26 protein-coding genes and 3 pseudogenes are annotated in these 21836 nt (G+C 73.1%); 15 read left to right on the forward strand and 14 right to left on the reverse strand.

The window, feature by feature from the left end; translation table 11 throughout:
- Positions 1-24: 24 nt before the first annotated feature.
- Complete coding sequence (locus ACH54P_RS08710) at positions 25-906, forward strand: ABC transporter ATP-binding protein (RefSeq protein WP_489911827.1); 882 nt, start codon at positions 25-27, stop codon at positions 904-906.
- Positions 903-2366 (forward strand): fluoroquinolone export ABC transporter permease subunit, encoded by a 1464-nt coding sequence (locus ACH54P_RS08715; protein WP_489911828.1) that lies wholly within the window; start codon positions 903-905, stop codon positions 2364-2366. Before ACH54P_RS08710 ends, ACH54P_RS08715 begins: the two co-directional genes overlap by 4 nt.
- 10 nt (positions 2367-2376) lie before the next feature.
- On the opposite strand, the gene ACH54P_RS08720 is transcribed toward ACH54P_RS08715, so the two are convergent.
- The 5 genes from ACH54P_RS08720 to ACH54P_RS08740 form a co-directional block, all read right to left on the reverse strand.
- Positions 2377-3237, reverse strand: a complete 861-nt coding sequence (locus ACH54P_RS08720; RefSeq protein ID WP_489911829.1) for an SAM-dependent methyltransferase — start codon at positions 3235-3237, stop codon at positions 2377-2379.
- A 122-nt stretch (positions 3238-3359) separates the two neighbouring features.
- The gene (locus ACH54P_RS08725; RefSeq protein WP_489911830.1) at positions 3360-3692 is read right to left on the reverse strand and encodes a transcriptional regulator; all 333 of its coding nucleotides are present in this window, start codon (positions 3690-3692) and stop codon (positions 3360-3362) included.
- Positions 3689-4522, reverse strand: a complete 834-nt coding sequence (locus ACH54P_RS08730; protein ID WP_489911831.1) for a hypothetical protein — start codon at positions 4520-4522, stop codon at positions 3689-3691. The genes ACH54P_RS08725 and ACH54P_RS08730 overlap by 4 nt, the downstream gene beginning before the upstream one ends.
- A gap of 78 nt (positions 4523-4600) precedes the next feature.
- Positions 4601-5029 carry a pyridoxamine 5'-phosphate oxidase family protein gene (locus ACH54P_RS08735; protein WP_489911832.1) on the reverse strand — a complete coding sequence of 143 codons (429 nt, stop codon included), beginning with the start codon at positions 5027-5029 and terminating at the stop codon, positions 4601-4603.
- A gap of 20 nt (positions 5030-5049) precedes the next feature.
- Positions 5050-6012: a LysR family transcriptional regulator gene (locus tag ACH54P_RS08740; RefSeq protein ID WP_489911833.1), complete on the reverse strand. Its 963-nt coding sequence runs from the start codon at positions 6010-6012 to the stop codon at positions 5050-5052.
- Positions 6013-6098: 86 nt separating this feature from the next.
- On the opposite strand from ACH54P_RS08740, the gene ACH54P_RS08745 reads away from it, so the two are divergent.
- Genes ACH54P_RS08745 through ACH54P_RS08755 form a run of 3 tightly spaced genes read left to right on the forward strand, consistent with a single transcriptional unit; the run spans position 6099 to position 7440 of the window.
- Positions 6099-6689 (forward strand): hypothetical protein, encoded by a 591-nt coding sequence (locus tag ACH54P_RS08745; RefSeq protein ID WP_489911834.1) that lies wholly within the window; start codon positions 6099-6101, stop codon positions 6687-6689.
- On the forward strand, positions 6686-7057 hold the full coding sequence (locus tag ACH54P_RS08750; RefSeq protein ID WP_489911835.1) for an SgcJ/EcaC family oxidoreductase: 372 nt from the start codon (positions 6686-6688) through the stop codon (positions 7055-7057). Before ACH54P_RS08745 ends, ACH54P_RS08750 begins: the two co-directional genes overlap by 4 nt.
- Entirely contained in the window at positions 7054-7440 is a 387-nt protein-coding gene (locus ACH54P_RS08755) for a VOC family protein (RefSeq protein WP_489911836.1), read from the forward strand. Before ACH54P_RS08750 ends, ACH54P_RS08755 begins: the two co-directional genes overlap by 4 nt.
- Before the next feature lie 18 nt (positions 7441-7458).
- Here the strand turns inward: ACH54P_RS08755 and ACH54P_RS08760 are convergent, their stop codons facing one another.
- Together ACH54P_RS08760 and ACH54P_RS08765 are read right to left on the reverse strand one after the other, a co-directional pair.
- Positions 7459-7818: a hypothetical protein gene (locus ACH54P_RS08760; protein WP_489911837.1), complete on the reverse strand. Its 360-nt coding sequence runs from the start codon at positions 7816-7818 to the stop codon at positions 7459-7461.
- A gap of 91 nt (positions 7819-7909) precedes the next feature.
- Positions 7910-8932, reverse strand: coding sequence for a potassium channel family protein (locus tag ACH54P_RS08765; protein ID WP_489911838.1), 1023 nt, complete (start codon positions 8930-8932; stop codon positions 7910-7912).
- 187 nt (positions 8933-9119) lie between these two features.
- On the opposite strand from ACH54P_RS08765, the gene ACH54P_RS08770 reads away from it, so the two are divergent.
- Positions 9120-11141, forward strand: a complete 2022-nt coding sequence (locus tag ACH54P_RS08770) for an MGH1-like glycoside hydrolase domain-containing protein (protein ID WP_489911839.1) — start codon at positions 9120-9122, stop codon at positions 11139-11141.
- A 19-nt stretch (positions 11142-11160) separates the two neighbouring features.
- Here ACH54P_RS08770 and ACH54P_RS08775 read toward each other — a convergent pair whose 3' ends face one another.
- The 5 genes and pseudogenes from ACH54P_RS08775 to ACH54P_RS08795 form a co-directional block, all read right to left on the reverse strand.
- Positions 11161-12345: an NAD(P)/FAD-dependent oxidoreductase gene (locus tag ACH54P_RS08775; protein WP_489911840.1), complete on the reverse strand. Its 1185-nt coding sequence runs from the start codon at positions 12343-12345 to the stop codon at positions 11161-11163.
- Between the two features lie 86 nt (positions 12346-12431).
- The gene (sigJ, locus tag ACH54P_RS08780) at positions 12432-13376 is read right to left on the reverse strand and encodes an RNA polymerase sigma factor SigJ (RefSeq protein ID WP_489911841.1); all 945 of its coding nucleotides are present in this window, start codon (positions 13374-13376) and stop codon (positions 12432-12434) included.
- Between the two features lie 44 nt (positions 13377-13420).
- Positions 13421-14221: an FkbM family methyltransferase gene (locus tag ACH54P_RS08785; protein WP_489916369.1), complete on the reverse strand. Its 801-nt coding sequence runs from the start codon at positions 14219-14221 to the stop codon at positions 13421-13423.
- Between the two features lie 46 nt (positions 14222-14267).
- Positions 14268-14534, reverse strand: coding sequence for a mycothiol transferase (locus tag ACH54P_RS08790; protein ID WP_489911842.1), 267 nt, complete (start codon positions 14532-14534; stop codon positions 14268-14270).
- A gap of 43 nt (positions 14535-14577) precedes the next feature.
- Positions 14578-14853, reverse strand: a pseudogene (locus ACH54P_RS08795) (mycothiol transferase); the annotation flags it as partial.
- 154 nt (positions 14854-15007) lie between these two features.
- Between ACH54P_RS08795 and ACH54P_RS08800 the strand changes: the two are divergent.
- The 3 genes and pseudogenes from ACH54P_RS08800 to ACH54P_RS08810 form a co-directional block, all read left to right on the forward strand.
- Positions 15008-15361, forward strand: a pseudogene (locus ACH54P_RS08800) (SDR family NAD(P)-dependent oxidoreductase); the annotation flags it as partial.
- A 97-nt stretch (positions 15362-15458) separates the two neighbouring features.
- Positions 15459-15518 (forward strand): annotated as a pseudogene (locus ACH54P_RS08805) (hypothetical protein); the annotation flags it as partial.
- 123 nt (positions 15519-15641) lie between these two features.
- Positions 15642-15971 (forward strand): hypothetical protein, encoded by a 330-nt coding sequence (locus tag ACH54P_RS08810; protein ID WP_489917155.1) that lies wholly within the window; start codon positions 15642-15644, stop codon positions 15969-15971.
- Here ACH54P_RS08810 and ACH54P_RS08815 read toward each other — a convergent pair.
- A complete protein-coding gene (locus tag ACH54P_RS08815; RefSeq protein ID WP_489911843.1) occupies positions 15883-16734 on the reverse strand; it encodes an alpha/beta hydrolase in 852 nt (283 codons plus the stop codon). The two genes, ACH54P_RS08810 and ACH54P_RS08815, sit on opposite strands and share 89 nt — an antisense overlap.
- Before the next feature lie 173 nt (positions 16735-16907).
- Here ACH54P_RS08815 and ACH54P_RS08820 point away from each other — a divergent pair, with 173 nt between their 5' ends.
- From ACH54P_RS08820 to ACH54P_RS08845, 6 genes are all read left to right on the forward strand, one after another.
- Entirely contained in the window at positions 16908-17066 is a 159-nt protein-coding gene (locus ACH54P_RS08820) for a hypothetical protein (protein ID WP_489911844.1), read from the forward strand.
- A 134-nt stretch (positions 17067-17200) separates the two neighbouring features.
- The gene (locus tag ACH54P_RS08825) at positions 17201-18142 is read left to right on the forward strand and encodes an acyl-ACP desaturase (protein WP_489911845.1); all 942 of its coding nucleotides are present in this window, start codon (positions 17201-17203) and stop codon (positions 18140-18142) included.
- A 268-nt stretch (positions 18143-18410) separates the two neighbouring features.
- Positions 18411-19175 carry an IclR family transcriptional regulator gene (locus tag ACH54P_RS08830; protein ID WP_489911846.1) on the forward strand — a complete coding sequence of 255 codons (765 nt, stop codon included), beginning with the start codon at positions 18411-18413 and terminating at the stop codon, positions 19173-19175.
- Positions 19176-19251: 76 nt separating this feature from the next.
- The gene (locus ACH54P_RS08835) at positions 19252-20283 is read left to right on the forward strand and encodes a Rieske 2Fe-2S domain-containing protein (RefSeq protein WP_489911847.1); all 1032 of its coding nucleotides are present in this window, start codon (positions 19252-19254) and stop codon (positions 20281-20283) included.
- On the forward strand, positions 20280-20441 hold the full coding sequence (locus tag ACH54P_RS08840) for a hypothetical protein (protein ID WP_489911848.1): 162 nt from the start codon (positions 20280-20282) through the stop codon (positions 20439-20441). The genes ACH54P_RS08835 and ACH54P_RS08840 overlap by 4 nt, the downstream gene beginning before the upstream one ends.
- On the forward strand, positions 20438-21370 hold the full coding sequence (locus ACH54P_RS08845; protein ID WP_489911849.1) for a PDR/VanB family oxidoreductase: 933 nt from the start codon (positions 20438-20440) through the stop codon (positions 21368-21370). Before ACH54P_RS08840 ends, ACH54P_RS08845 begins: the two co-directional genes overlap by 4 nt.
- Here ACH54P_RS08845 and ACH54P_RS08850 read toward each other — a convergent pair.
- A complete protein-coding gene (locus ACH54P_RS08850; protein WP_489911850.1) occupies positions 21344-21781 on the reverse strand; it encodes a VOC family protein in 438 nt (145 codons plus the stop codon). The genes ACH54P_RS08845 and ACH54P_RS08850 overlap by 27 nt on opposite strands.
- Positions 21782-21836 lie beyond the last annotated feature (55 nt).

Raw genomic sequence — 21836 nt, forward strand, 5'->3', positions numbered from 1 at the left:
GGTTCGCCGTGGACGGGAGCCCGCATGGCCGGGGACACGAGGGGCCGCGGACCGGCCATCCTGGTGGAAGACCTGCGCCTGCGGTACCGGGGCACGACGGCGGACGCGGTCGGCGGGATCTCGTTCTCGGTGGCGCCCGGTGAGGTCTTCGGGTTCCTCGGGCCGAACGGGGCGGGAAAGTCGACCACGCAACGGATCCTGACCCGGCTGCTGCGCGGCCACCGCGGCCGCGCCGACGTCCTGGGCCGCGCGGTCGAGCGGTGGGGGCCGGACTACTACGAGCACGTCGGCGTCGGGTTCGAGCTGCCCGCGCACTTTTCGAGGCTGACGGCGCGGGAGAACCTGACCGCGTTCGCCGGGTTGTTCTCCGGACCGGTGGACGAACCGGGACGGCTGCTCGAACTGGTGGACCTCGCCGGGGCCGCCGACCGGCCGGTCGCGGAGTTCTCCAAGGGGATGCAGATGCGGCTGAACCTGGCGCGGGCACTGGTGAACCGGCCGCGGGTGCTGTTCCTCGACGAACCGACGTCCGGACAGGATCCGGTGCACGCCGCCGCGGTGCGCCGCCTCGTCCGGGACCAGGCCGCCCAGGGGCGGACGGTGTTCCTGACGACGCACGACATGGCCACCGCCGAGCAGCTGTGCGACCGGGTCGCGTTCGTGGTCGCCGGCCGCATCGCGGCGATCGACTCCCCGCGCGGGTTCCGCCTGGCCCACGGCACGCCGGCCGCCGTCGTCGAGTACCGCGGCGAGGACGGCGTGCGGCGCAAGGAGTTCCCGCTGGCGGACCTCGGGCGGGACGAGGCGTTCGCGGAGCTGCTGCGCACGGGAACCGTCGAGACCATCCACACCCGCGAGGCGTCGCTGGACGAGGTCTTCGCCGCCGTCACCGGCGCCCGGCTGTGAACCGGACGGCCGCCGCGGCGTGGCTGGAGCTGCGGATCGAGTGGCGCTACCGGATCACGGTGGTCGCGGCGGTGATGACCGCCTTCTGGACCGCTGTGCTGCTGGCGCTGCCCGCGGACGCCGCCCGGGTCGCCGGGCCGTTCGTGCTCATCGTGGACACGGCCACGTTCGGCGCGTTCTTCATCGCCGCGCTGGTCCTGTTCGAACGCGGCCAAGGAGCGCTCGCGGCGCTGACGGTCAGCCCACTGCGGTTCGGCGAGTACCTCGGCGTGAAGGTCGGGACGCTGACGCTGTTGTCCGTGGGTTCCGCCGTCCCGATCGCGCTGGCGGCGGGCCGGGGACGGGGAAACCCGGCGCTCGTGCTGCTCGCCGTCGCGCTGACGGCGGTGCTGTTCCTCGTGCTGGACTTCGCCCTCGTGGTCCGCCGCCGCACGATCACCGGGTTCCTCACGGTCGCGCCGTGGCCGCTCGTCCCGTTGATCGCCGCTCCCCTCGCCCGGCTCGCCGGCTTCGCCGGTCACCCCCTGTTCCTCCTCATCCCGACGACGGGCGCGGCGGAGCTGCTGCGGGCCGGGCTGGGGACGGCGGCGATGACACCGGCTTCGCTCGCCGCGGTGCTCGGCTACCTGGTCGTGGCGATCGCCGCCGCGGTGGCCGCGGCCCGGTGGAGCTTCGGCCGCGAGTTCACCTCGCCCGGCCGGGTCCGCCGGCCCCGCGAGCACGCGAGAACGCTGCGACGGCCGCGGAACCCGCTCGCGGCCCTGGTCCGGATCGACGCCCGGACCACCGTGCGCAGCGCGTTGCCGCTCATCGTGCTCCTCGGCCCGGTCCTGCTGGCCGTCGCGCTCCGGGCCGGCTACCCGTGGCTGACCGGGTCCCTGCGCACCCGGTTCGGCGTCGACCTCGCGCCGTACCAGCCGGTGGTGCTGGCGTCGCTGGTGGTGCTGCACGTGCCGCTGATGATCGGCATGGCCGGCGCCCTGCTCGTCCTCGACGACGTCGACGACGGCAAGGTGCTCGTGCTCCGGGTCAGTCCGGTGACCTTGCCGCGCTACCTCGCGTACCGGGTCCTCTCGGCCGGGGTCGCGGCGCTGGTGCTGCTGGTGGTGTCCGTGCCGTTGTCCGGGCTCGCGTCCCTGAGCGCGCCGCTGGTCCCGGCACTCGTGCTCGCTGCGGCGCAGGCGCCGCTGATCGTGCTGGCGGCCGCGGCGTTCGCCCGGAACAAGGTCGAAGGGCTCGCGCTGCTCAAGCTCCTCGGCGTGGTCCCGACCGCGATCGCCCCGGCGATGTGGTGGCTGCCCGCCCCGGCGACCTGGCCGCTGCGGGTGCTGCCGCCGTACTGGGCCGTCGACGTCCTCTGGCGGCCTGCCGTCCCCGGCACCCTGGCCGGGGCGGCCCTCACGGCCGTGGCAGGGATCCTGCTGCTGCGGCGGACGGTGCACCGGCTCAGCGGGCGGTGACCGGCTGCGCTCAACGCCGTACGGCGTGGACCGACCGTTCGACCTCCGACACCGGCAGCGCGCGGCCGCTCGGGCGGAGGTAGCGGTCGGTGAACTCGGCCGGGCCGCACTGCTCGACCTCGTGCCAGCCGTACTCGGCGAGGAACGCGGCGACCGTCTCCGGTTCCATCCCGAACCGCCACAGCCGGCGCTTCACCACGAACTCGTCGTACGCGGCCCGGGCACCGTAGATCGCCGTGCCGTCCAGGAAGTCCTGCCGGACGTAGGTGAACGCCAGGCCGCTGCCCGCCGGGGCGGCGGACAGGACGTCGAGCGTCCGGCGCACCCCGGCCTCGGTGAGGTACTGGGTGACCCCTTCCCAGACGAAGAACGTCCGCCGCGCGGGGTCGTAGCCGTGCCGGGCGAGCTCTTCGGCGAGGTCCTGGGTCTCGAAGTCGACCGGCACCAGCTCGACCGGAACGCGTCCGAACGCCTTGCGCAGCGCGGCTTCCTTGCGGGCGACGTTCGCGGGGAGGTCCACCTCGTAGACCGGAATCCCCCGGAGCGCGGGGAGGCGGTGAGCGCGCGTGTCGAAACCCGCGCCCAGGACGACCACGGCGTCCAGGCCCGCTTCGACGGCCGCGAGGAGCTTGTCGTCGATGAACCGCTTGCGGCACAGCATGCTCGCCCACAGGCCGGGCATCTTCTTTTCCGTCGCCGAGACGAGCGCCTTCCGCAGCGGCCGCCAGGCGGCCGACGCGACGACCGCGCGCCCGCTGAACGGGAGGATCCGGCGGGCGACGTCGTCGGCGATCAGCGGAGGGTTCTCGTGCTGGTCCGCGGCGACGATGATCATCGGCCCCCACGCGGTCCGATCGGCTCCTTGCGGCACGGCTGCTCCCGACGTCGACGGCTGAACCACGCCGACCAGGCTTCCCGGCACACCACGGGTGATCATAACACCCGTGCCCGTCAGCGGCGGCGGAAGCAGACCGTGTAGTCCGGGCGAAACCCTTAAGTGGTCCGGGGCCGGACCGGCACCGCACTCTCGACAGCACTCACCAAAGCCCGCAACGCAGCGAGTTCGGCCGCCAGTGCCTTGCGGCCGGCCGGACTGATCGAAACCCAGGTACGAGGCCGCTTCCCCTCGTACCCCTTCTCGACCTCGATCAGGCCGGCCTCGTCGAGGATCGTCACGTGGCGGGACAGGTTCCCGGCCGTCATGTCCAATGTCCGGCGCAGGTACCCGAAGTCGACTTTGCCCGCCTCGGCCGCGATCGTCAGGATGCCGAGCCGGTGACGCTGGTGGACCGTCTCGTCCAGGCCCGCCGCGGGGTGGCCGCTCACGCGCGGGCCCGGCGCTCGTGCCACCAGCCGATCGCGGCACCGGCGAGCAGCACCAGTCCCGGCACCAGCGTGTTGGAGAACGCCCGCGTCGGTTCGCCTTCGTAGCGCGCGAACCACCCGAGGTGGAAGAACACGTTCTGCATGTTGTACAGGTTGGCGAGCAGCGCGGCCGCGCCGAAGACGCCGCTGATCACGCCGAGGACCTCACTGCGTTCGAGCCAGGCCAGCCCGATCAGGCCGAGGGCGATGGTCATCAACGGCGCGTACGACCACAGCGACATGAGCCCGAAGCCGAGCGCGGCCAAGGCGACCAGCCCGGCGAGCACCGCCGTCGCGGTGGCGGCGGCACGGGCGGCGCGACCGCCGAGCCGGGGCCGCAGTGCCAGCGCACCGCCGAGCAGGGCGACGGCCGCGAGCACGCCCGGCACCGTGGCGGACGGCACGGCGAACGGCGAGCGCGCGATCCGGTAGGCGTAGGAGCTCGCGACCGGCAGGCCGAACGAGATCGCGACGACGCCGACGAACCCGATGGCCAGGTAGCCGCGGATCGGCGTCCGCACCCCGTGCCGGGCGCCGTGGAAGAGGTACCAGCAGGCGGTGGCGAGGAACCCGCCGACGACCGCGGCCAGCCAGTAGAGCTCCGGGGGTGTCCCGAACCAGACCCCGAGGACGTGGAACCGCGGCGGCCCGCCGGCCGCCGCCAGGGGCGCCAGCAGCACCAGCACGCCGAACAGCACCAGGGGCGGCACGTAGGCGTGCCGGTCCGCGCGGGTCCGGCGCTTGAGCCGGTCCATCTCGTCGAGCAACCGCGCTGCGGGGAGGTCGGCCATCGCACCTTCTCGATCCGGGAATGGTTTGTCTGGCAAACTTGATCTGCGAGCCAACCTACCGCACGCACCACGGCCGTGTCACGCCGGTGGGGACAGCCGCACTTCGCGTAGTTCCGGCACCGGGCCCCGGAAGCAGCCGTACCGCGCCCACGTCAGCCTGATCCGCAGGACGACGACCGCGGCCGCGTCGAACGAGGCGGCGAACTCCGGGAACGCCGCGAGGTAGGCGGCGGTGCAGCGGTCGAGGTCCTCGTCGGCCGGGAAGTCGGCGATGCCCTCCGCCTGCAGGGTCGTGCCGTCCGGGCCGCCGGCGACGACCGCGATCCGGCCGTCGCGACGGAGGTTCGCGACCTTGCGCGAGTCGGGCTTGGCGTCGAAGACGAGCTCCCCGCGGTCGGTGACGGCGAGCGTCAGGTACGCGGCCTGGGGTGCACCGCCGGGGCCGAGCGTCGACACGACACCCGCCCGCTGGGTCCGGACGTATTCGACGAGGTCACGCAGTTCCACCGGGCCAGGGTAAAAGCCCGTCAGGGCAGCGCGAACGCCGAGCCGCCGCCGTACCACCACCGCCGGTAGCCCGCCGCACCCTCGACGAGGGCGAGGTACCCCTGCCGGATCTCTTCGCACACCTCGTCCACCAGCGGGGCGAGCGCGGAATCGGTGCGCCACGCGAGGACGAGTTCGCGGTGCAGCGGCGTGCCGGTCAGCGAGAGGGTCGCCAAGCCGTCGCGCGCGGTGCCGATCGGGTAGAGCGGGCAGATCGCCCGGTTCTCCGCGACGAGCGCGAACGCCACGTGCGCCTCCGTCGTGAAGTGCGTGATGCGCTGGCCGAAACCCGCCGACGCGCACACGCGGGCGAAGTACTGGTTCATCCCGCTGTCGTCGGGATCGGGCATCACCCACTTCTCGTCGGCCAGTTCGCCGAGGTCGATTTCGCCCCTCCCGGCCAGCCGGTGCCGCGCCGAAACCCCGGCGAAGAACGGCTCTCGCAGCAGCAGCCGGTGCTCCACTCCCTCGGGCAGGTTCAGCGGGAACCCCGGGAACTCGCGCAGCACCGCGACATCGAGCTCGCCGGAGTGCAGCATCGCGGTGAGGGTGCCCGTTTCGCGGATCGTGCGGCTGGTCACCTCGCGACGCGGCACCATCGCGGTGAGCGCGTTGACCAGGAGGCTGAACTGCTGCGCCGGAATTCCCCCGACCTTCACCGGCGCACCCGCCTCGCTCCGGGCGTTCACGCGGGCGGTGCGTTGCAGGACTTCGAACTGGCGCAACAGGTTCCGCGCGTCGCGCACGAGCTCGGCCCCCGCGTGCGTGGGCAGCACGCCGTCGGCCGAGCGGACGAACAGCGAGCCGCCCAGGAACCGCTCGATCCGCTTGAGCTGCGTGGTCACGGCGGGCTGGCTCAGGTGCAGCCGCGCGGCCGCCCGCCGCAGGCTCCCGGCGTCCGCCACCTCGACCACGAGTTCCAGGTGCCGGAGTTCAAGACGCATGATCGGAACGTTATCGCCCGATGCAATAGGGCTGTTCCCGTGACGACCGTGGCCGCTTCGCCCGGCGCGCGGTTACGTTCCTCCGCGTGACAGTCCTGGAATCCGTCCGGATGAGCGCACCCGCCGTGCTGTTCTCCGGAGACGTGCTGCGCCGCTTTCTCGGCGCGGCGGCCGCCGAATACGCGTTCATCACCCCCGAGGAGCCGAGACCCTGTTTCGCCGTGCTGCTCGGCACTTCCGCCGACGACGCGCTCGTCGTCTCGGACCTCGCCTTCGGCCGGAACGCGCGCACGACCGATCCCGGCGCCCGGGCGGAATTCGCCGGCGAGATCGTCCCGCGGTTCGGGTCCGCGTACGAAAACCCGGTCCGCGCCTGGTGGTTCGAGCCCGCCGACCTGCTCCGCGTGGCGCGCGACGCCGAGGCGCGCGGCCTCGACGTGCTCGGTTCGCTGCACCTCCACCCGGACTGGCACCGGCTCGGCCCGGCATGCGAACGCGACCGCCCGCTGAGCGAACGCCCGACGCCGATGGACGAATACGTGTTCCGCCGCACCGGCTGGCCGTTGAACGTCGTCTGCTACCTCGAACGGCGGCACGGCGGTTTCTACTACTCCCTGGCCGCCTGGGACGGCGACTGCGCGCCGTTGTCGCTGCGCGCGGAAATGGGGGAAGCGTGACCGACAACGGGATTCGCGCCTTGTGGCGCACCATGGCGGCGGGCTGGGCCGACGGCGACGCCGCGCGGTTCGCCTCGGTGTTCGCCGACGACGTCGACTTCGTGAACGTCCGCGGCGAAGCCCTTTCCGGCCGTGCAGCCGTCGAAGCCGGTCACGCCCGGCTCTTCGCGACGGCCTACCGCGGGACGACGTTGACCGCCTCGGTCGAGTTGATCCGCCGGCTGACGCCGGAGCTCTCACTCGTGCACGTGACGTCGGAGATCCGGCCCGCCGGGGTCGTGACGCACGCCCAGGCCGTGGTCCGCCACGGCGGAGCACCCGAGATCGCCGCCTTCCACAACATGCTCCCGAAAGGACCCGCCGCATGACCCGCCCCCGGCTGCGCCACCTCGCCTTCGTCGTGCGGGACGCGAAGCGCATGGCCGAGTTCTACCGCACGCAGTTCGGCATGGAGCTGTTCCACACCGACCCCGACGGCAGCCACTTCGTGACCGACGGGTACCTCAACCTCGCGCTGATCCAGCAGCAGCTCGCGGGGGACGTCGCCACCGGCTTCAACCACTTCGGCTTCGAGGTCCCGGCCGTGGCCCCGCTGGCGGACCGCCTCGCGGAGGCGGGCCTCCCCCGGCCCGTGCTGCGCGGCGGCGACCGTCCGTTCGCCGAATACCGCGCGATCGATCCGGAGGGCAACTGGTTCGACCTGTCGGAGCACGGTTTCCTGCCACCGGAGACGCGCGACGATCAGCCGTGACCGGCGGCGATCAGGTCGTCACCGTCCGGCGGGCGGCGGGCCGGGACGCCGGACCGGCGCGCGGGCGGGAGTCCGGGCGACCGGCGGCCGCGGCGCGCGAGCGGGCGCACGGCCCGCGGGCGGGCGCGGCGGCCGGGCCGGGCGGTCACGCGGCGGCACCGGGGGTTCGGGCGGTGGCGGCGGGGCTTTGGCGGGCCGGTTGGCCCACGAGTCGAACAGGACGATCAAGCCGGCGAAGACGGCGCAGCCGAGCCCCAGCGGCACGTTGACCAATGACCCGATGATCCCGGCGACGAACAGCACCGGCAGCACCGCCATCAGGCAGAACGGGTCGATCCGGCCGAACTTCGGGCGGGACGGTCCCTCGCGCGGACTCACCGCGCGACCCCCGGGTTTCTCCGTGCCATGCTCGCAGTATGCAACGCCCGGCCGGGCCCGGCCACCTCGGTGACCGGCGTCACCGCCCCGCTCACGCGCGCAGCGCCGTCTCCACCTCGGCGCCGGTGAGCCGTCTCGGGCCGACGTAGTACAGCACCGCCCCGGCCGCGAGCTCCGCGTCCCAGGCCGGGTTCACCACCAGGCCGGCCCCGGTCCGCACGGCCAGCACGGTCGCGCCGAACGCCCGCCCGAGCGCGACCCGGCACCGCTCGGCCGGCAGCCGCCCGAGCGACTCCGGCAGCGTCACCGAGAACGTGTCGGCGCCGCCGGCGGTCATCAGCTCCGCGTAGACCTCGGCGATGCCCGGCGACGTCAGCTCCTCGGTCACCATCCGGGGCGAGTGCCACTGCACGCACCGGATCCGCGGGTCGACGTAGCGGACCAGCTCGGCGCGCTCGAGGTCCCGCAGGGTGACCACCACGTGCGCCGCGGGGTTGGCGTGGTCCACCGTGACCGCGACGGCCAGCGCCGCGTTGTCGTCGTCCATGTCGACCAGGACGGTGGTGGCCCGCGCGACGGCGGCCCGGGCGAGCACGTCGGCCGCCGTGGGGTCACCCCGGACGAACTCCACCGGCTGGGCCGGCATCGGGTGCACCGGCACCTCGGCGCACAGCACCAGCCCGGTCACCCCGTCGGCCAGCAGCTGGGCCACGATCCGCTCGGTCCGCCCCGCCGCGTACCCGACCAGCACCGTGTGCCCGGTGGCCCGCACCGCGTCCGTTCCCTGCATCCGCCGTCCCTTCGCCTGTTCCAGCGCCGAAGCGAGCTTCGTGAACACCGTCGTGAGGGTGGCGATCCCGCCGACGATGACGTAGGCGCCGACGACGTGCCCGGCGGCGGTCTCGGGGGCGTAGTCGCCGTACCCGACCGTGGCGGCCGTGACGACGAAGTACCACCAGTAGGTGCCGGGCCGGACCAGTTCGCTGCCCGCCGGTTCGGCCAGCGCCATCAGGGGCCAGCTCGTCGCGAACACGACCACGACGACCGCGGCCGGCAGGAGCCAGCCCCGGTTCGGCAGCCAGCGCGCGAACAGGCGGGAGAAGAAGAACGGCACCGACCCTCCTCACCGAGTGCGGCCGCGAGGTCCCGACACCCGATCACACCGTGCGACCGGGCACAACGATCTTTACCGGACCGTGACGGCGGACAGAAACGGACAGGATTCCCGTGCTCCCGGGGAAAATCCGGCGTTCCGTGGTGCAATGGCGCCGGTCCGCCGGGGTGCCGAAAGGGGTATGCGCATGAGGAACCGGGTCCGTTCGACGCTCCTCGCCGTGACGCTCGCGTGCGGTGCCGTGGCCGGTTCCGGTCCGGCGTCCGCGAGCGCGGCGCCGCCGCCGTCGCTCGAGTTCGCGAACCCCGGCAGCCAGGCCCTGTTCGGCACCGCCTACGAGGCCGCGCTGGCGAACCTGCTGCGGACCAACACGATCGGCTACGACGCCCGCTACGACAAGAGCGGCCTGCTGGACCCGGCGGTCGGTCTCGTCCGGGCGGGCGGCGGGTACGACCAGCCGTGGACGCGCGACGCGTCGGTCAACAGCTGGAACGCGACCAGCCTGCTCGACCCGGCCCTGGCGGAGAACACGCTGTGGGCGGTGGTCGACAAGGACGCCGCCGGCAACCTGCGGGTGCAGCAGGACGACCAGCAGTGGGACCAGGTCGTCTGGGTGACCGCCGCGTGGCACCACTACCTCGTCACCGGGGACAGCGAGTTCCTCGGGAACGCCTACCGCACCGCGTCGGGCACCCTGACGATCCGGGAACACGCCACCACGGCCGGGTTCAACCCCGCCTACGGGCTGTTCACCGGCGCGTCGTTCTTCAACGACGGGATCGCCGGCTACCCCGCGCCGCCCGCCGACGCCACCGAGTCGGTGAGCACCGGGAGCATGCCGTGGCCGGGCGTCGCGAGCGGGATGTACCTCAGCACCAACGAGGTCTACTACGCCGCCTACGTCAACGCCGCGAACATGGCCGAGAAGCTGCGCCGCCCGGGCGCGGAGATCGCCGGGTACCGGGCCAAGGCCGCCGCGCTCCGGACGGCGATCAACGAGCACTTCTGGAACCCGGGCACCGGCCTGTACGACTACCAGCTGCTCGCCGACGGGACCCGCGGCGCCTACCAGGAGGGCACCGGGCTCGCGTTCGCCCTGATCTTCGGCATCGCGAACCCCGCGCAGGCGCGGTCGATCCTCGGCCACACGCGGGAAATGCCGTGGGGCATACCGGACACCTACCCGAACTGGGCGCGCTACAGCGACGCGCAACCGGGGCGGCACAACGCGATCGTCTGGCCGCTCGTCCAGGGGCTGTGGGCCAAGGCACTGGCCGGGCAAGGCGACCAGAGCAGGTTCGCCTCGGAGACGGCCCGCCTGGCCAAGCTGGCCGGCAGCAACAGCGGGTACTGGGAGATCTACAACGGCACCACCGGCGTCGTGGACGGCGGCTGGCAGCGGCTGGGCGACACCGTGAAGTTCCACTGGGGTTCCGAACCGGACCAGACCTGGTCGGCGACGGCGTTCCTCGACATGGTCCACACCGGGCTGTTCGGGCTGACCTTCACCGACCGCGGGCTGTCGTTCACGCCCGACCTCCCGGCGGGCTGGGGTGACGTCACGCTGCGGAACCTGCGCTACCGCACCGCGAACCTGACGATCGCGCTGCACGGCGCGGGCACCCGGATCCGCTCGTTCACCCTCGACGGCAAGGCCGCCCGCACCGAACTCCCGGCCACGCTCAGCGGCGACCACACCATCGACATCACCCTCACCGGAGCGACCGCCGGCGACCGGGACGGCGACGGCGTGCCCGACGCGCAGGACCGCTGCGCCGACACGGCCGGCACCGTGGCCGGGTGCCCCGCGCCCGGTCACCTCGAAGCCGAGGACGCCCGCAACACCGGCGGCGTGAAGACGAACGTGAACCACCCGGGCTACTCGGGCCGGGCGTTCCTCGACGGCCTCTGGGCGCAGGGTGCGTCGTCGGCGTTCACCGTGCACCGCACCACGACGGCACCGGAACGCGCCGCGATCACCGTCCGGTACGCCAACGCCAACAACGACACCCGCACGATGACGCTGTCGGTGGACGGGCAACCGGTGCGGCAGGTGGGCTTCCCCAAGGTCTCGGACAGCTGGGACGCCTGGGGCACGACGACCTTCACCGACGTCCCGCTCACCGGCCGGGACCCGGTGGTGACCCTGTCGTACGACGAGGGCGACACCGGGTCGATCAACCTCGACTGGCTCGAAGTCCGCGGCTGACCCGAAGCTCCTTCCGGCGTCACCCGGTGACCGTCACGCGTTCTCCGGCCGCGACCGTGTGGCGGCGGCGCACCGGGGCCATCGAGGTCGGGTGGGAGATGCTCCACGCCGCCGTCCGGCAGATCATCTCCTTGAGGCGGGCGGCCGTCCGGCCGGTGACCGCCGACGGCTTGGGCCGGTCGTCCGGGGTCACCCACTGCACGACGGCGTCGCGGCGGCCGAGGCTGATGCACTGGCCGGTGTAGCCGATCCTGTTCGGGGGGAGCGGGCGTCCGGTCAGGCGGGCGGCGATGGCGTCGGCCGCCTGGTGGGCCGCGGGAACCCCCGAAGCGCAGGACATCCGCAGGGGTGCGCCGCTCGCGCCCGGGGCGAACGCGGCGTCGCCGACGGCGTAGACGTCCGGGTGCGAAACCGATCGCATCGTCTCGTCGACGACGATCTGCCCCGTCGCGGAGACCTGCAGGGTCGTGGCCGCGGCGATGGGGTGGACGGCGAAGCCGGCCGTCCAGACGGTGACCTGGGCCGGGATCGCGCGCCCGTCGGCGGTGACCACGCCGGCCTGCTCGACGGCCGCGACGTCGGTGTGCTCGTGCACGGTGATGCCGAGCCGGTCGAACGTCCTGCGCAGGTGGGCCCGGGCCTTCTCGCTCAGCCAGTCGCCGAGGCCGGCGCGGGCGGCGAGGGAGACCTCGAGGTCGGGCCGGGCTTCGGCGATTTCGCCGGCGGCTTCGATGCCGGTGAGGCCACCACCGACGACGAGCACGGCACTGCCCGGGGCGAGGCCGGCCAGCCGCGCGCGCAGCCGCAGCGCGGACTGCTTGCCGGCGAGGTGGTGGGCGTGCTCGGCGACGCCGGGAACGCCGCAGTCCGCGGCCGTGCTGCCGAGGGCGTAGACGAGCGTGTCGTAGGCGATCTCGGCCGGGCCGTCGGCGTCGACGACGTCGACGGCCCGGCGTTCGGCGTCGACGGCGGTGACCCGCGCGATCCGCACTTGTACGCCCGTACCCGCGAAGACGCCGGTCAGCGGGCGGGGCTTCAGGTCCTGGCCGGTCGCGAGCTGGTGCATGCGGACCCGCTCGACGAACTCGGGATCGGCGTTGACGAGCGTGATCTCGGTGTCGGCGGGGTGCAGCCGCCTGGCCAGCCGCCCGGCGGCGTTGGCTCCCGCGTACCCGGCCCCGAGAACGACGATCCGGTGCTTCATGGGTTTCCCTCATTCCTGTCGGGCTGATGTCGCTCCCTGAACCGGGCAGCGGCACGAAACCTGACAGTCATGAGCTGTGATCCAGGTCACCAGTCGCCAGGAAGCGGCTCCCCCCGTTCGGCGGTGGCCCACACGCGCGTCGCGCGTTCGAGCTTGCCGGGGTTCGCCTGGGCGTGGACGGCGGCGATGCCGTCGGCGGTCACGTCCAGCGAGAAGACGCCGACAACCCGCTCCCCGACCGCCATCACCAGCGCGGGTGCGCCGTTGGCGACCGCGGCGAACAGCTCGGGGCGGCCGCCGATCATCTCCCACTTGGCCTCGCTGGGCCGGAACAGCCCGCGCAGGAACCTGGCCACCCGCACGGCACCGGTGACCGGCCGCGGCACCGAGAAGACCACGCCGCCACCGTCACCCGCGCTGACCGCGTCGTCGGTCAGCAGCTTCACCAGTGCGTCGGTCCGGCCGCTGAGGGCCGCGGCGAGGAACTCCTCGACGATCCTGCGGGCCGCGGCCGCGTCGACCTCGACCCGGCGCCGGTCGGCGGCCAGGTGCTGCTTGGCCCGCCGGTACACCTGCTGGCAGTGGGCCTCGGTGAGGTCGAGCACCTCGGCGATCTCGCCGTGCGAGTAGCCGAACGCCTCGCGCAGCACGTACACGACCCGTTCCCTGGCCGAGAGCCGCTCCATCAGCGTGAGCATCGCGATCGAGACCGATTCGCGCTGCTCGACCGTGTCGGACGGACCGAGCATCCGGTCCCCGGCGAAGACGGGCTCGGGGAGCCACTGGCCCACGTAGGTCTCCCGCCGGGCCCGCGCCGAGGTGAGCCGGTTGAGGCAGAGGTTGGTGAGCACCTTCGTCAGCCACGCCTCGGGCGTCTCGATGAGCTCCCGGTCGGCGGACTGCCAGCGCAGGAACGTGTCCTGCACGGCGTCCTCGGCGTCGTTCGCCGACCCCAGCAGGCGGTACGCGATCGCTTCCAACCGCGCCCTGGCCCCTTCGAACACCTCGACGTCGTGCGCCCCGACCAGCATGGCGCCCAGTCAACCATCCGTGCCGGGGACCGTGGCCCGCATGGTCAGATCCGCCCGCGGACCGCGAACACCATGCCGATGTCGGCCGCTTCCTGGACGGGATCCTGCACCGCGTCGACGTCGAAGCCGCGCGCCGCGAACACCTCGCGGACCGTGTCGCGGTGGCGCCGCCACCCTTCGACCTCGACGACGGCCTGCCGGACCAGCGGCCAGTGCCGGTCTTCGATGCCCCGCAGCACTTCGAGCTCGGCGCCTTCGACGTCCACCTTGAGCAGGTCGATCCGCTCGATGCCCCGCTCGTCGAGCACCGGCGACAGCGGCCGGACGCGGACCCGGTGGGTCTCCAGTTCCCGCATCACCCGCAGCTTGCGCCCGACGACCCCCCGCAGGACGGGAGCAGGCACCCGGCGCAGCACCGGGCCCAGGCCGCCCCGGCGGATCATCTCGACGACGCTGGCGGTGACGCGCTGCCGCTCGGCCTCGACGTTGCCCTCGTCCCGGAACGACGACGAGAAGATCGTCGCGGCCGGGAAGTAGCTGAAGTCGAGTTCGGCTTCGGCGGCCGCCAGCCCGAAGGGCAACGCGGTCAGCCGTCCGCCGAAGAACTCGCGGCCGTTGCGGTCCAGGGTTTCGTGCAGCGGCGGCAGCGGCTCGAAGGCGTAGATCCGGACGTCGCCGTCCAGCCGTTCGTAGACGGCCGCGGAGAAGACGCCGACGTTGGCCCCGACGTCGAGGACCGTCGCGCCGGGGGCGAGCTCGACGCCGTGCGCGAAATAGGCGCCCACCTCCTCGCGCAGGAAGGCCACCTCCCACGCGTTGACGCTGTGCAGGTCGATCACGTCCATGGTCACGCACAGAGGACTATCAGCATCCACGCCCGCGGGAAAGGGCTCACTGGCCCAACCGGCCGTCGATCCGCTCGCGCAGGAGGTCGGCGTGCCCGAGGTGGCGGGCGTGCTCCTCGATCATGCCGACGAGCACCTCGCGCAGCGACATCGGTCCTCCCCCGCTGCCGTGCTCGTTCGCCGGATCGTCGGCGGTGACGTCGAGACCGGGCGCGTCCGCCACGAACCGCGTGGCGAAGTCGACCCCCGCCCGCCAGGCGTCCCACGCCTGGCTCGACCACGCGGGGATCGGGCACCGCGCCGTCGAAGTCACCGTCGCGGTCGGTTTCGGAGCCGAACAGCCGCGGTGCGTCCTGGCCCGCCACCAGCACCCGGAACGTCGCCCGCTCTACGTCGGCCAGGTGCCGGACCAGGCCCAGCAGCGAGAGCGTCGACGGCTCGACGGCCCGCCGCGCCATGGCGTCCGCGGCCAGCCCCGCGCACTTCAGCTCCAGGGTGAGGCGTTGGCACCGCAGGGATTCCGCCGGCGTGGTGCGCTCGTCGCCCAGCCGCTGCCGCGCTTCCCGCGGATCGTCGTCGGAGGGCGTGCCGTCGGCGGTGAACACGTCGGCTCGTCGGGTGGTCGCCCTCATCGCCAGATCCGCGAGGCGCCGCCGAAGGGTTTACGCGGCGTGTGATCCGGGCCGGCGCGGGTACCACGGCGTCCGACAGCTGTTCCGCGGGCCGGGCCCGCCGACACGAGGAGGCGCCATGCCGAGGCCGGTGGCCGACCAGGTGGTCGTGCTCATGGGAGCGTCGAGCGGGATCGGGCGCGCCGCCGCGATCGCGTTCGCGCAACGAGGAGCGCGTGTCGTGTGCGCCGGACGCAACGCGCGCGCCCTCGACACGCTCGTCGGAGAAATCACGGCGACCGGCGGGACGGCCGCGGCCGTGCCCACCGACATCACCGACCCCGAAGCGGTGCGTGCGCTGGTCAGCGCGGCGGAAGAGCGCTTCGGGCGGATCGACACCTGGGTCAACCTCGCCGGCGTGTCCGTGTTCGGGCGCGTCGAGGACATCACCGACGAAGAGTTCGACCGCGTCCTGCGGGTGAACTTCCTCGGCCACGTCCACGGCGTGCGCGCGGTGCTGCCGGCGTTGCGCCGCGCGGGCGGCGGCTCGGTCATCGGGGTGGCGTCGGTCGAGGGGGTGCGGGCGGGTTCCCCTGCACGCGCCCTACACCGCCAGCAAGTTCGCCCTGCGCGGGTTCTACGACTGCCTGCGCATCGAGCTCGCGCAGGAGGGAGCGCCGATCGCCGTCACCACCATCCTGCCCGGCGCCATCGACACGCCGTTCTTCGAGCACGCCCGCAGCAAGCTCGGGGCGCTGCCGAAACCCCCGCCCCCGGTCTACGCCCCCGAAACCGTCGCCGACGCCATCGTGTTCGCCTCGACGCACCCGCGGCGCGAAATCCCCGTCGGCGGCGCCGCCGTCGGGTTCTTCCTCGGCCAGCGGACGTCGCCGGCGTTGACCGACGCGCTGTTGTCCCTGCGGCGGATCGGCTCACGATCGTTCCGCAACACCTTGCCGGACAACGGCACCGACAACGTGGACTCCACTGTGGACGAAGCGGGTCAGGTCCACGGCAGCCACCCCGGCACGGTGGTCCGGCGCAGCGCGTTCACGAGGCTGTTCGGAACCCTGCCCCGGCCGGGCGATCTGCTGACCGCGGCGGTGTCGCGGCGGCACCGCCGGGCGAGCCACCCGTGAACCGCCCGGTGCTCCCGGCCCGCACCCGCCGCGGCCTGCGGGCCGGATCACCCTTCGCCCAGACCGCCAGGCGCGGCTCCAGCACCGAGTAGAACGCCGGCTGCAGCGCCATCCCGGTGTGGCTGCTTTCGACCTCGACGCATTCGGCCGACGGGTCAAGGCACAGCTGCCACGGGGCCACCCGGTCCAGGCGGGAGTACACGGCGAGCGCGGGCACGCCCTCGGGCAGGGGCCTCGCGAGCGCCCCGGTGTGCTGCCGGTAGCAGTCGCCGGTGAAGCAGTCGTCGTCGAGGAGGCCGGGGATCCCCGCGGCGGACAGCCTGGTCAGCATCCGGGCCTTCCGCACGACCGCCGGGTGCGCGCCGAGCGGGTCGAGCACTGGGCTGCTGGCCGCCACCAGCGCCCGGACCAGGTCGGGCCGGCGCACCGCGAGCAGGCGGCTCAGCCAGCCCCCGCGGCTCTGTCCCAGCAGGACGACCCGGCCGCCGGTGGCCTCCGCGTGCTCCTCCGCCCGGCGTTCGAGCCGGTCCACCAGTTCGGTGGTGCACCCCAGGTTCAGCCCGATCCGGGCGCCGGCCGGCCGGTAACCCCGGCGGCGGAGCCACGTGCCGGCGAGCGCGAGCGTCCGGTCCCCGCACCCGAAGCCGGGCACGAGCAGGACGCCGAGGCCGTTGCCGTGGGGATCGGGCGCGGGCGTGCCGAGCAGCCGCTCCCCGGCGGCGAACCGCAACCCGCCCACCAACCGTCCACAAAAGACCTTCATGGCGACCTCCCGCTTCCCCGGCTGTGACGGAAATACCCCGGGACGGCGGCCCGAAACAGGTGTGGACGCGCCTCGAACGGGTATCCGCCCGCAGTTCGCGCCGGGCTGCCGGCGCGCTTTTCGCGTGTGCTCGACCGTGCTTGACCGGGCCGCCGGGCGGGTATCCGGCCGCTATGACCCACGCCGAGCAGGAACCGATCACCCCCGACGCACCCCGGCCGCCCGGCACTCCGGACGTCGACCTCGACGTGGAGGTGCCCGAGGCCGAGCGGGAGAAGCCCGTCACGCAGGACGTCGAGGAGGACGCGGGCGAGGTGGAGCCGCCCAGCTGAGGCGGCCCTCCGTGTCACGCCCGTCACAGTGGGCCAGGCCGGTACCGCTTCCGGGAACCAGCCGGGCCCCGTGTCCGTTTACCATTCCTACGGCACCGTAAGTTACGGTCGCGTAGGTTACGGAAGGATGGCCCATGCCGGTTCCCGAAAGCACGCGCCTGTTGTACGAGCTGGAGGGGACGGTCGAAGAGAACCTCAACCGGCACCTCTCCGTCGCCCAGGAGTGGATGCCCCACGAGTACGTCCCCTGGAGCCAGGGGCGGGACTTCGCGGAGCTGGGCGGCGAGGCGTGGGACCCGGAGCAGTCCCGGGTGACGCCGATCGCGCGCACGGCCCTGGAAGTCAACCTGCTCACCGAGGACAACCTGCCCAGCTACCACCGCGAGATCGAGCGCGCGTTCGGCCGCGACGGCGCGTGGGGCACCTGGGTGCACCGGTGGACGGCCGAAGAGGGCAGGCACGGCATCTGCATCCGCGACTACCTGCTGGTCACCCGCGCCGTCGACCCCGTCGAGCTCGAACGCATGCGGATGGAGACGATGCAGGCGGGCTACGACACCGGCGACAAGCCGCTGCTCCAGGTCTGCGCGTACGTCTCGTTCCAGGAGCTGGCGACCCGGCTCTCGCACCGCAACACCGGCCGCTACACCCAGGACCCGCTGGCCGAGCGGCTGCTGGCCCGGGTGTCCACGGACGAGAACCTCCACATGGTCTTCTACCGCAACCTCGTCAAGGCGGCCCTGGAGATCTCGCCCGACGCGATGATGCGGGCGATCACCGACGAGGTGGTGAACTTCGCGATGCCGGGCGCGGTGATCCCGAGCTTCCAGCGCAAGGCGGCGCTGATGGCCAAGGCCGGCATCTACGACCTGCGCATCCACCACGACGACGTCGTCCAGCCGCTGCTGCGGTACTGGAAGGTCTTCGACCTGACCGGCCTCGGCCCGGTCGGCGAGGCCGCCCGCGAGGAACTGGCCACGTTCCTCAAGGGACTCGAGACCCAGGCGTCCCGCTTCGAAGAACGCCGCGACGCGGCCGCCGCCCGCCGCGCGGCGCGGGGCATCGTGGACGCCTGATCACCTGAGTCGGCCCGCGGAGGTCGGGTACCGGCGCCGCGGGCCGGTGCTCGGGCGCGCCCTGCGGGTGCCCGCGCCTTCTCGCCGGACGGCCGTCGCCGCGGCTGATGCAGGTCGCGCCCGCCGCCACCGGCCCGTACTCGGCGCGCCCTGCGGATGCTCGGCGCCTTCTCGCCGGACGGCCGGCGCCGCGGCCGGGCGAGGTCGCGCGCCCGGCTCGGGGCATAGTGGACGCCTGATCGACTGAGCCCACCCCGCGGAGGTCGCCGTGCCGCACCGAGGTCGTGTTCCCGGCGCCACCGGTCCCGTGCTCGGGCGCGCCCTGCGGGTGCTCGGCGCCTTCTCGCCGGACCGGCCGGCGCTGCGGCTGAGCGAGGTCGCGCGCCGGGCCGGGTTGCCGGCCGCCACCGCGTTCCGGGTGCTGCGCGAGTTCTGCGAGTGGGGTGCGCTCGAGCGGGACGAGACCGGCGTCTACCGGGTCGGGCTGCGGCTCTGGGAGCTGGGCGTGCTGGCGCCGCGCGGCCTCGGGTTGCGCGAGCGCGCCCTGCCGTTCCTGGAGGACCTCTCGCAGATCACGCGGGAGAACGTCCAGCTCGCCGTCCGCGAGGGCACCGAAGTGGTCTACATCGAGCGGATCGCCGGGACGGGCGCCGTGCCGGTGCTCACGCGGGTCGGCGGGCGGTTCGCGCTGACCGCGACCGGCGTCGGGCTCGTCCTGCTGGCCCACGCGCCCGCCGAGGTGCAGGAGGACGTCCTCGGCGCGCCGATCGAGAGGTACACCAGCGAAACCGTCACCGACCCGGACCGGCTGCGGCACATGCTGGCCGACGTGCGCACCCACGGGTTCTCCACCAGCGAGCGCCAGGTGACCCTCGACAGCCTCTCGGTCGGCGCGCCGATCCACGACGCGCGCGGCCAGGTGGTCGCCGCGGTGTCCCTCGTCGTCCGGTACGGCAGCGCGTCCCCGCACGTGCTCGCTCCGCTGGTGATGACCAGCGCCCGCGCGATCTCCCGCGCACTTTCCATCTTATGAAATCGCTCTTCGTGGCGTCGGCGCGTTCGCGCAGTCTGTGAGCCCGGACACGGCCCACCACGAGAGGACGAACCCGATGAGCGCCATCCCCCGCGACCAGTGGTACGTCGCCGCCTACGGCTCCGAGATCGGCGCGGAGCTGTTCAGCCGGACGGTCTGCGGCGAGCCGATCCTGTTCTGGCGGACCCGCGACGGGAGCGTCACCGCGATGGCCGACCGGTGCGTGCACCGGCGGTTCCCGTTGTCGCAGGCGCCGTCGCGGCTCGTCGACGACCAGGTCGTGTGCGGCTACCACGGCTTCACCTACGGCGTCGACGGCAAGTGCGTCGCCGTGCCCGGGCAGACCCGGGTGCCGCGGACCGCGCGGCTGCGGCACTACCCGCTGGTGGAGCAGGATTCCTTCGTCTGGGTGTTCATCGGCGACCCGGAGAAGGCCGACGCGGCCCGGATCCCGCGGGCGCCCTACCTCGACTCGCCCGGCTACACCACGGTCGCCGGGATGGAGCCGCTGAAGGCGCGGTACTCGCTGCTGGTCGACAACCTCCTGGACCTGTCCCACGAGACCTACCTCCACGGCGGCTACATCGGCACGCCGGAGGTCGCCGAAACCCCGATCACGACCGAGGTCGACGACGAAGCCGGGATCGTCTACGTCTCGCGGCACATGGCCGACGCCGCGTGCCCGCCGTTCTACGCCAAGTCGACCGGCCTGGAGGGCCGGATCACGCGCTGGCAGGACATCGAGTACACGCCGCCGTGCCTGTACAAGCTGCACAGCCGCATCGCGCCGGTCGGGTCCGTGCCGAACCCGGACGGCAGCGACCCGGACGCCTTCCACGTCGAGGTCGTCTACGCGATCACGCCCGAGACCGAGCACTCGACGCACGACTTCTGGGCGGTGGCGCGGGACTTCGCCCTCGACGACGAAGGCGTGTCGGCCTTCCTCGCCGAGAACAACCGCACGGTGGTGCTGCAGGACGTCGAAGCGCTCGACGTCCTGGAGCGGGTGATCGCCACCGAACCGGACGGCTACCAGGAGCTGTCGATCAACATCGACACCGGCGGCCTGGCCGCCCGGCGGCTGCTGCAGCGGCTGGCGACCCCGTGACCCGCCCGATGCTCACCGGCGACCGCGTCTACCGCATCCACTGGGTCCTCGGCACCGACCGGCTGCGCGCGGTCTGCCACTGCGGCGCCGAGCGCGAGTTCGAAGACCCCGTGCAGCTGTGGGAATGGCTCCTCGCCCACCCCGAAGGACACTCATGACCCTCGAACTGGTCCTGGACCACAAGGAAAAGATCGCCGACGGCGTCGTCCGGCTGACGCTCCGGGCGCCGGACGGGCGGCCGCTGCCGGCCTGGGAACCGGGCGCGCACCTCGACCTGGAGCTTTCCGACGGCCTCGTCCGGCAGTACTCGCTGTGCGGCAGGCCGGAGGACACCTCGGTGTACCAGGTCGCGGTGCTGCGGGAGCCCGCCGGCCGCGGCGGCTCGGCCCACGTCCACGACGAACTCGTGGCGGGAGAACGGGTCCGGGTCGGCGAGCCCCGCAACCACTTCGCGCTCGTGGACGCCAAGCGCTACCTGTTCCTCGCCGGCGGCATCGGCATCACGCCGATCCTGCCGATGCTCGAGCGGGTCGCCGGGACCGGCCGCGAGTGGCAGCTGGTGTACGGCGGCCGGACGCGCTCGTCGATGGCGTTCACCGAAGACCTGCGCCGGCACGGCGACCGCGTGACGATCCGGCCGCAGGACGAACACGGGCTGCTCGACCTGCCCGGCCTGCTGGCCGAGCCGCGGCCGGACACGGCGGTGTACTGCTGTGGCCCGGAACCGCTGCTCGCCGCGGTGGAACAGCACTGCGCCGCCTGGCCCGGCGACGCCCTGCACGTCGAGCGGTTCACGCCGAAGGCCGACGACGGCCCGCACACGGCGTTCGAGGTCGAGCTCGCCGGGTCGGGCCGCGTCCTGCCGGTGCCCGCGGACCGGTCGATCCTCGACGTGGTCGAGGAGTCCGGGGTCACCGTGCTGTCCTCGTGCCGGGAAGGCACCTGCGGCACCTGCGAAACCGGCGTGCTCGGCGGGACCCCGGACCACCGCGACTCGGTGCTGACCGAAGCCGAGCAGCGGGCGGGTGACGTGATGATGCTCTGCGTCTCCCGCTCGTGCTCACCCCGCCTGGTGCTCGACCTCTGACGATCGGGACCACCTGGCGAGCGCCGGCTCGGCGACCGGGGTGAAGAGGTTGACCAGGGTGCCGTCGGGGTCGCGCAGGAGGAGCGAGCGGTTGCCCCACGGCATCAGGGTGGGCTCGCTCACGAACTCGACCGGCACCTCCTCGCGGCCCTGCTGCAGGCGCCGGTATTCGGCGTCCACGTCGTCGACGAGGAATTCGACGATGAGGCTGTGGTTGTCGGCCGGGCGGGCCGTTCCCGGCCCGAACAGCCCGAGCGTGCGCGTGCTGCCGACGGCGAGGGTGCCCGCGGGGGTGGTGAGTTCGGCGAAGTCCGGGGTGGCCCAGACGGCCGTCAGGCCGGTGAGGTGCTCGTAGAACCGGATGAGGCGCGGGACGTCGTCGGTGATGACGCGGAGCGAAGTGATCGGCATGGGACCGACGTTAGGAGCAATACCGGACAGGATCGGACCGGTATCTGCGAAAATC

This window comes from Amycolatopsis sp. N2S4-7 (genome assembly GCF_058119595.1).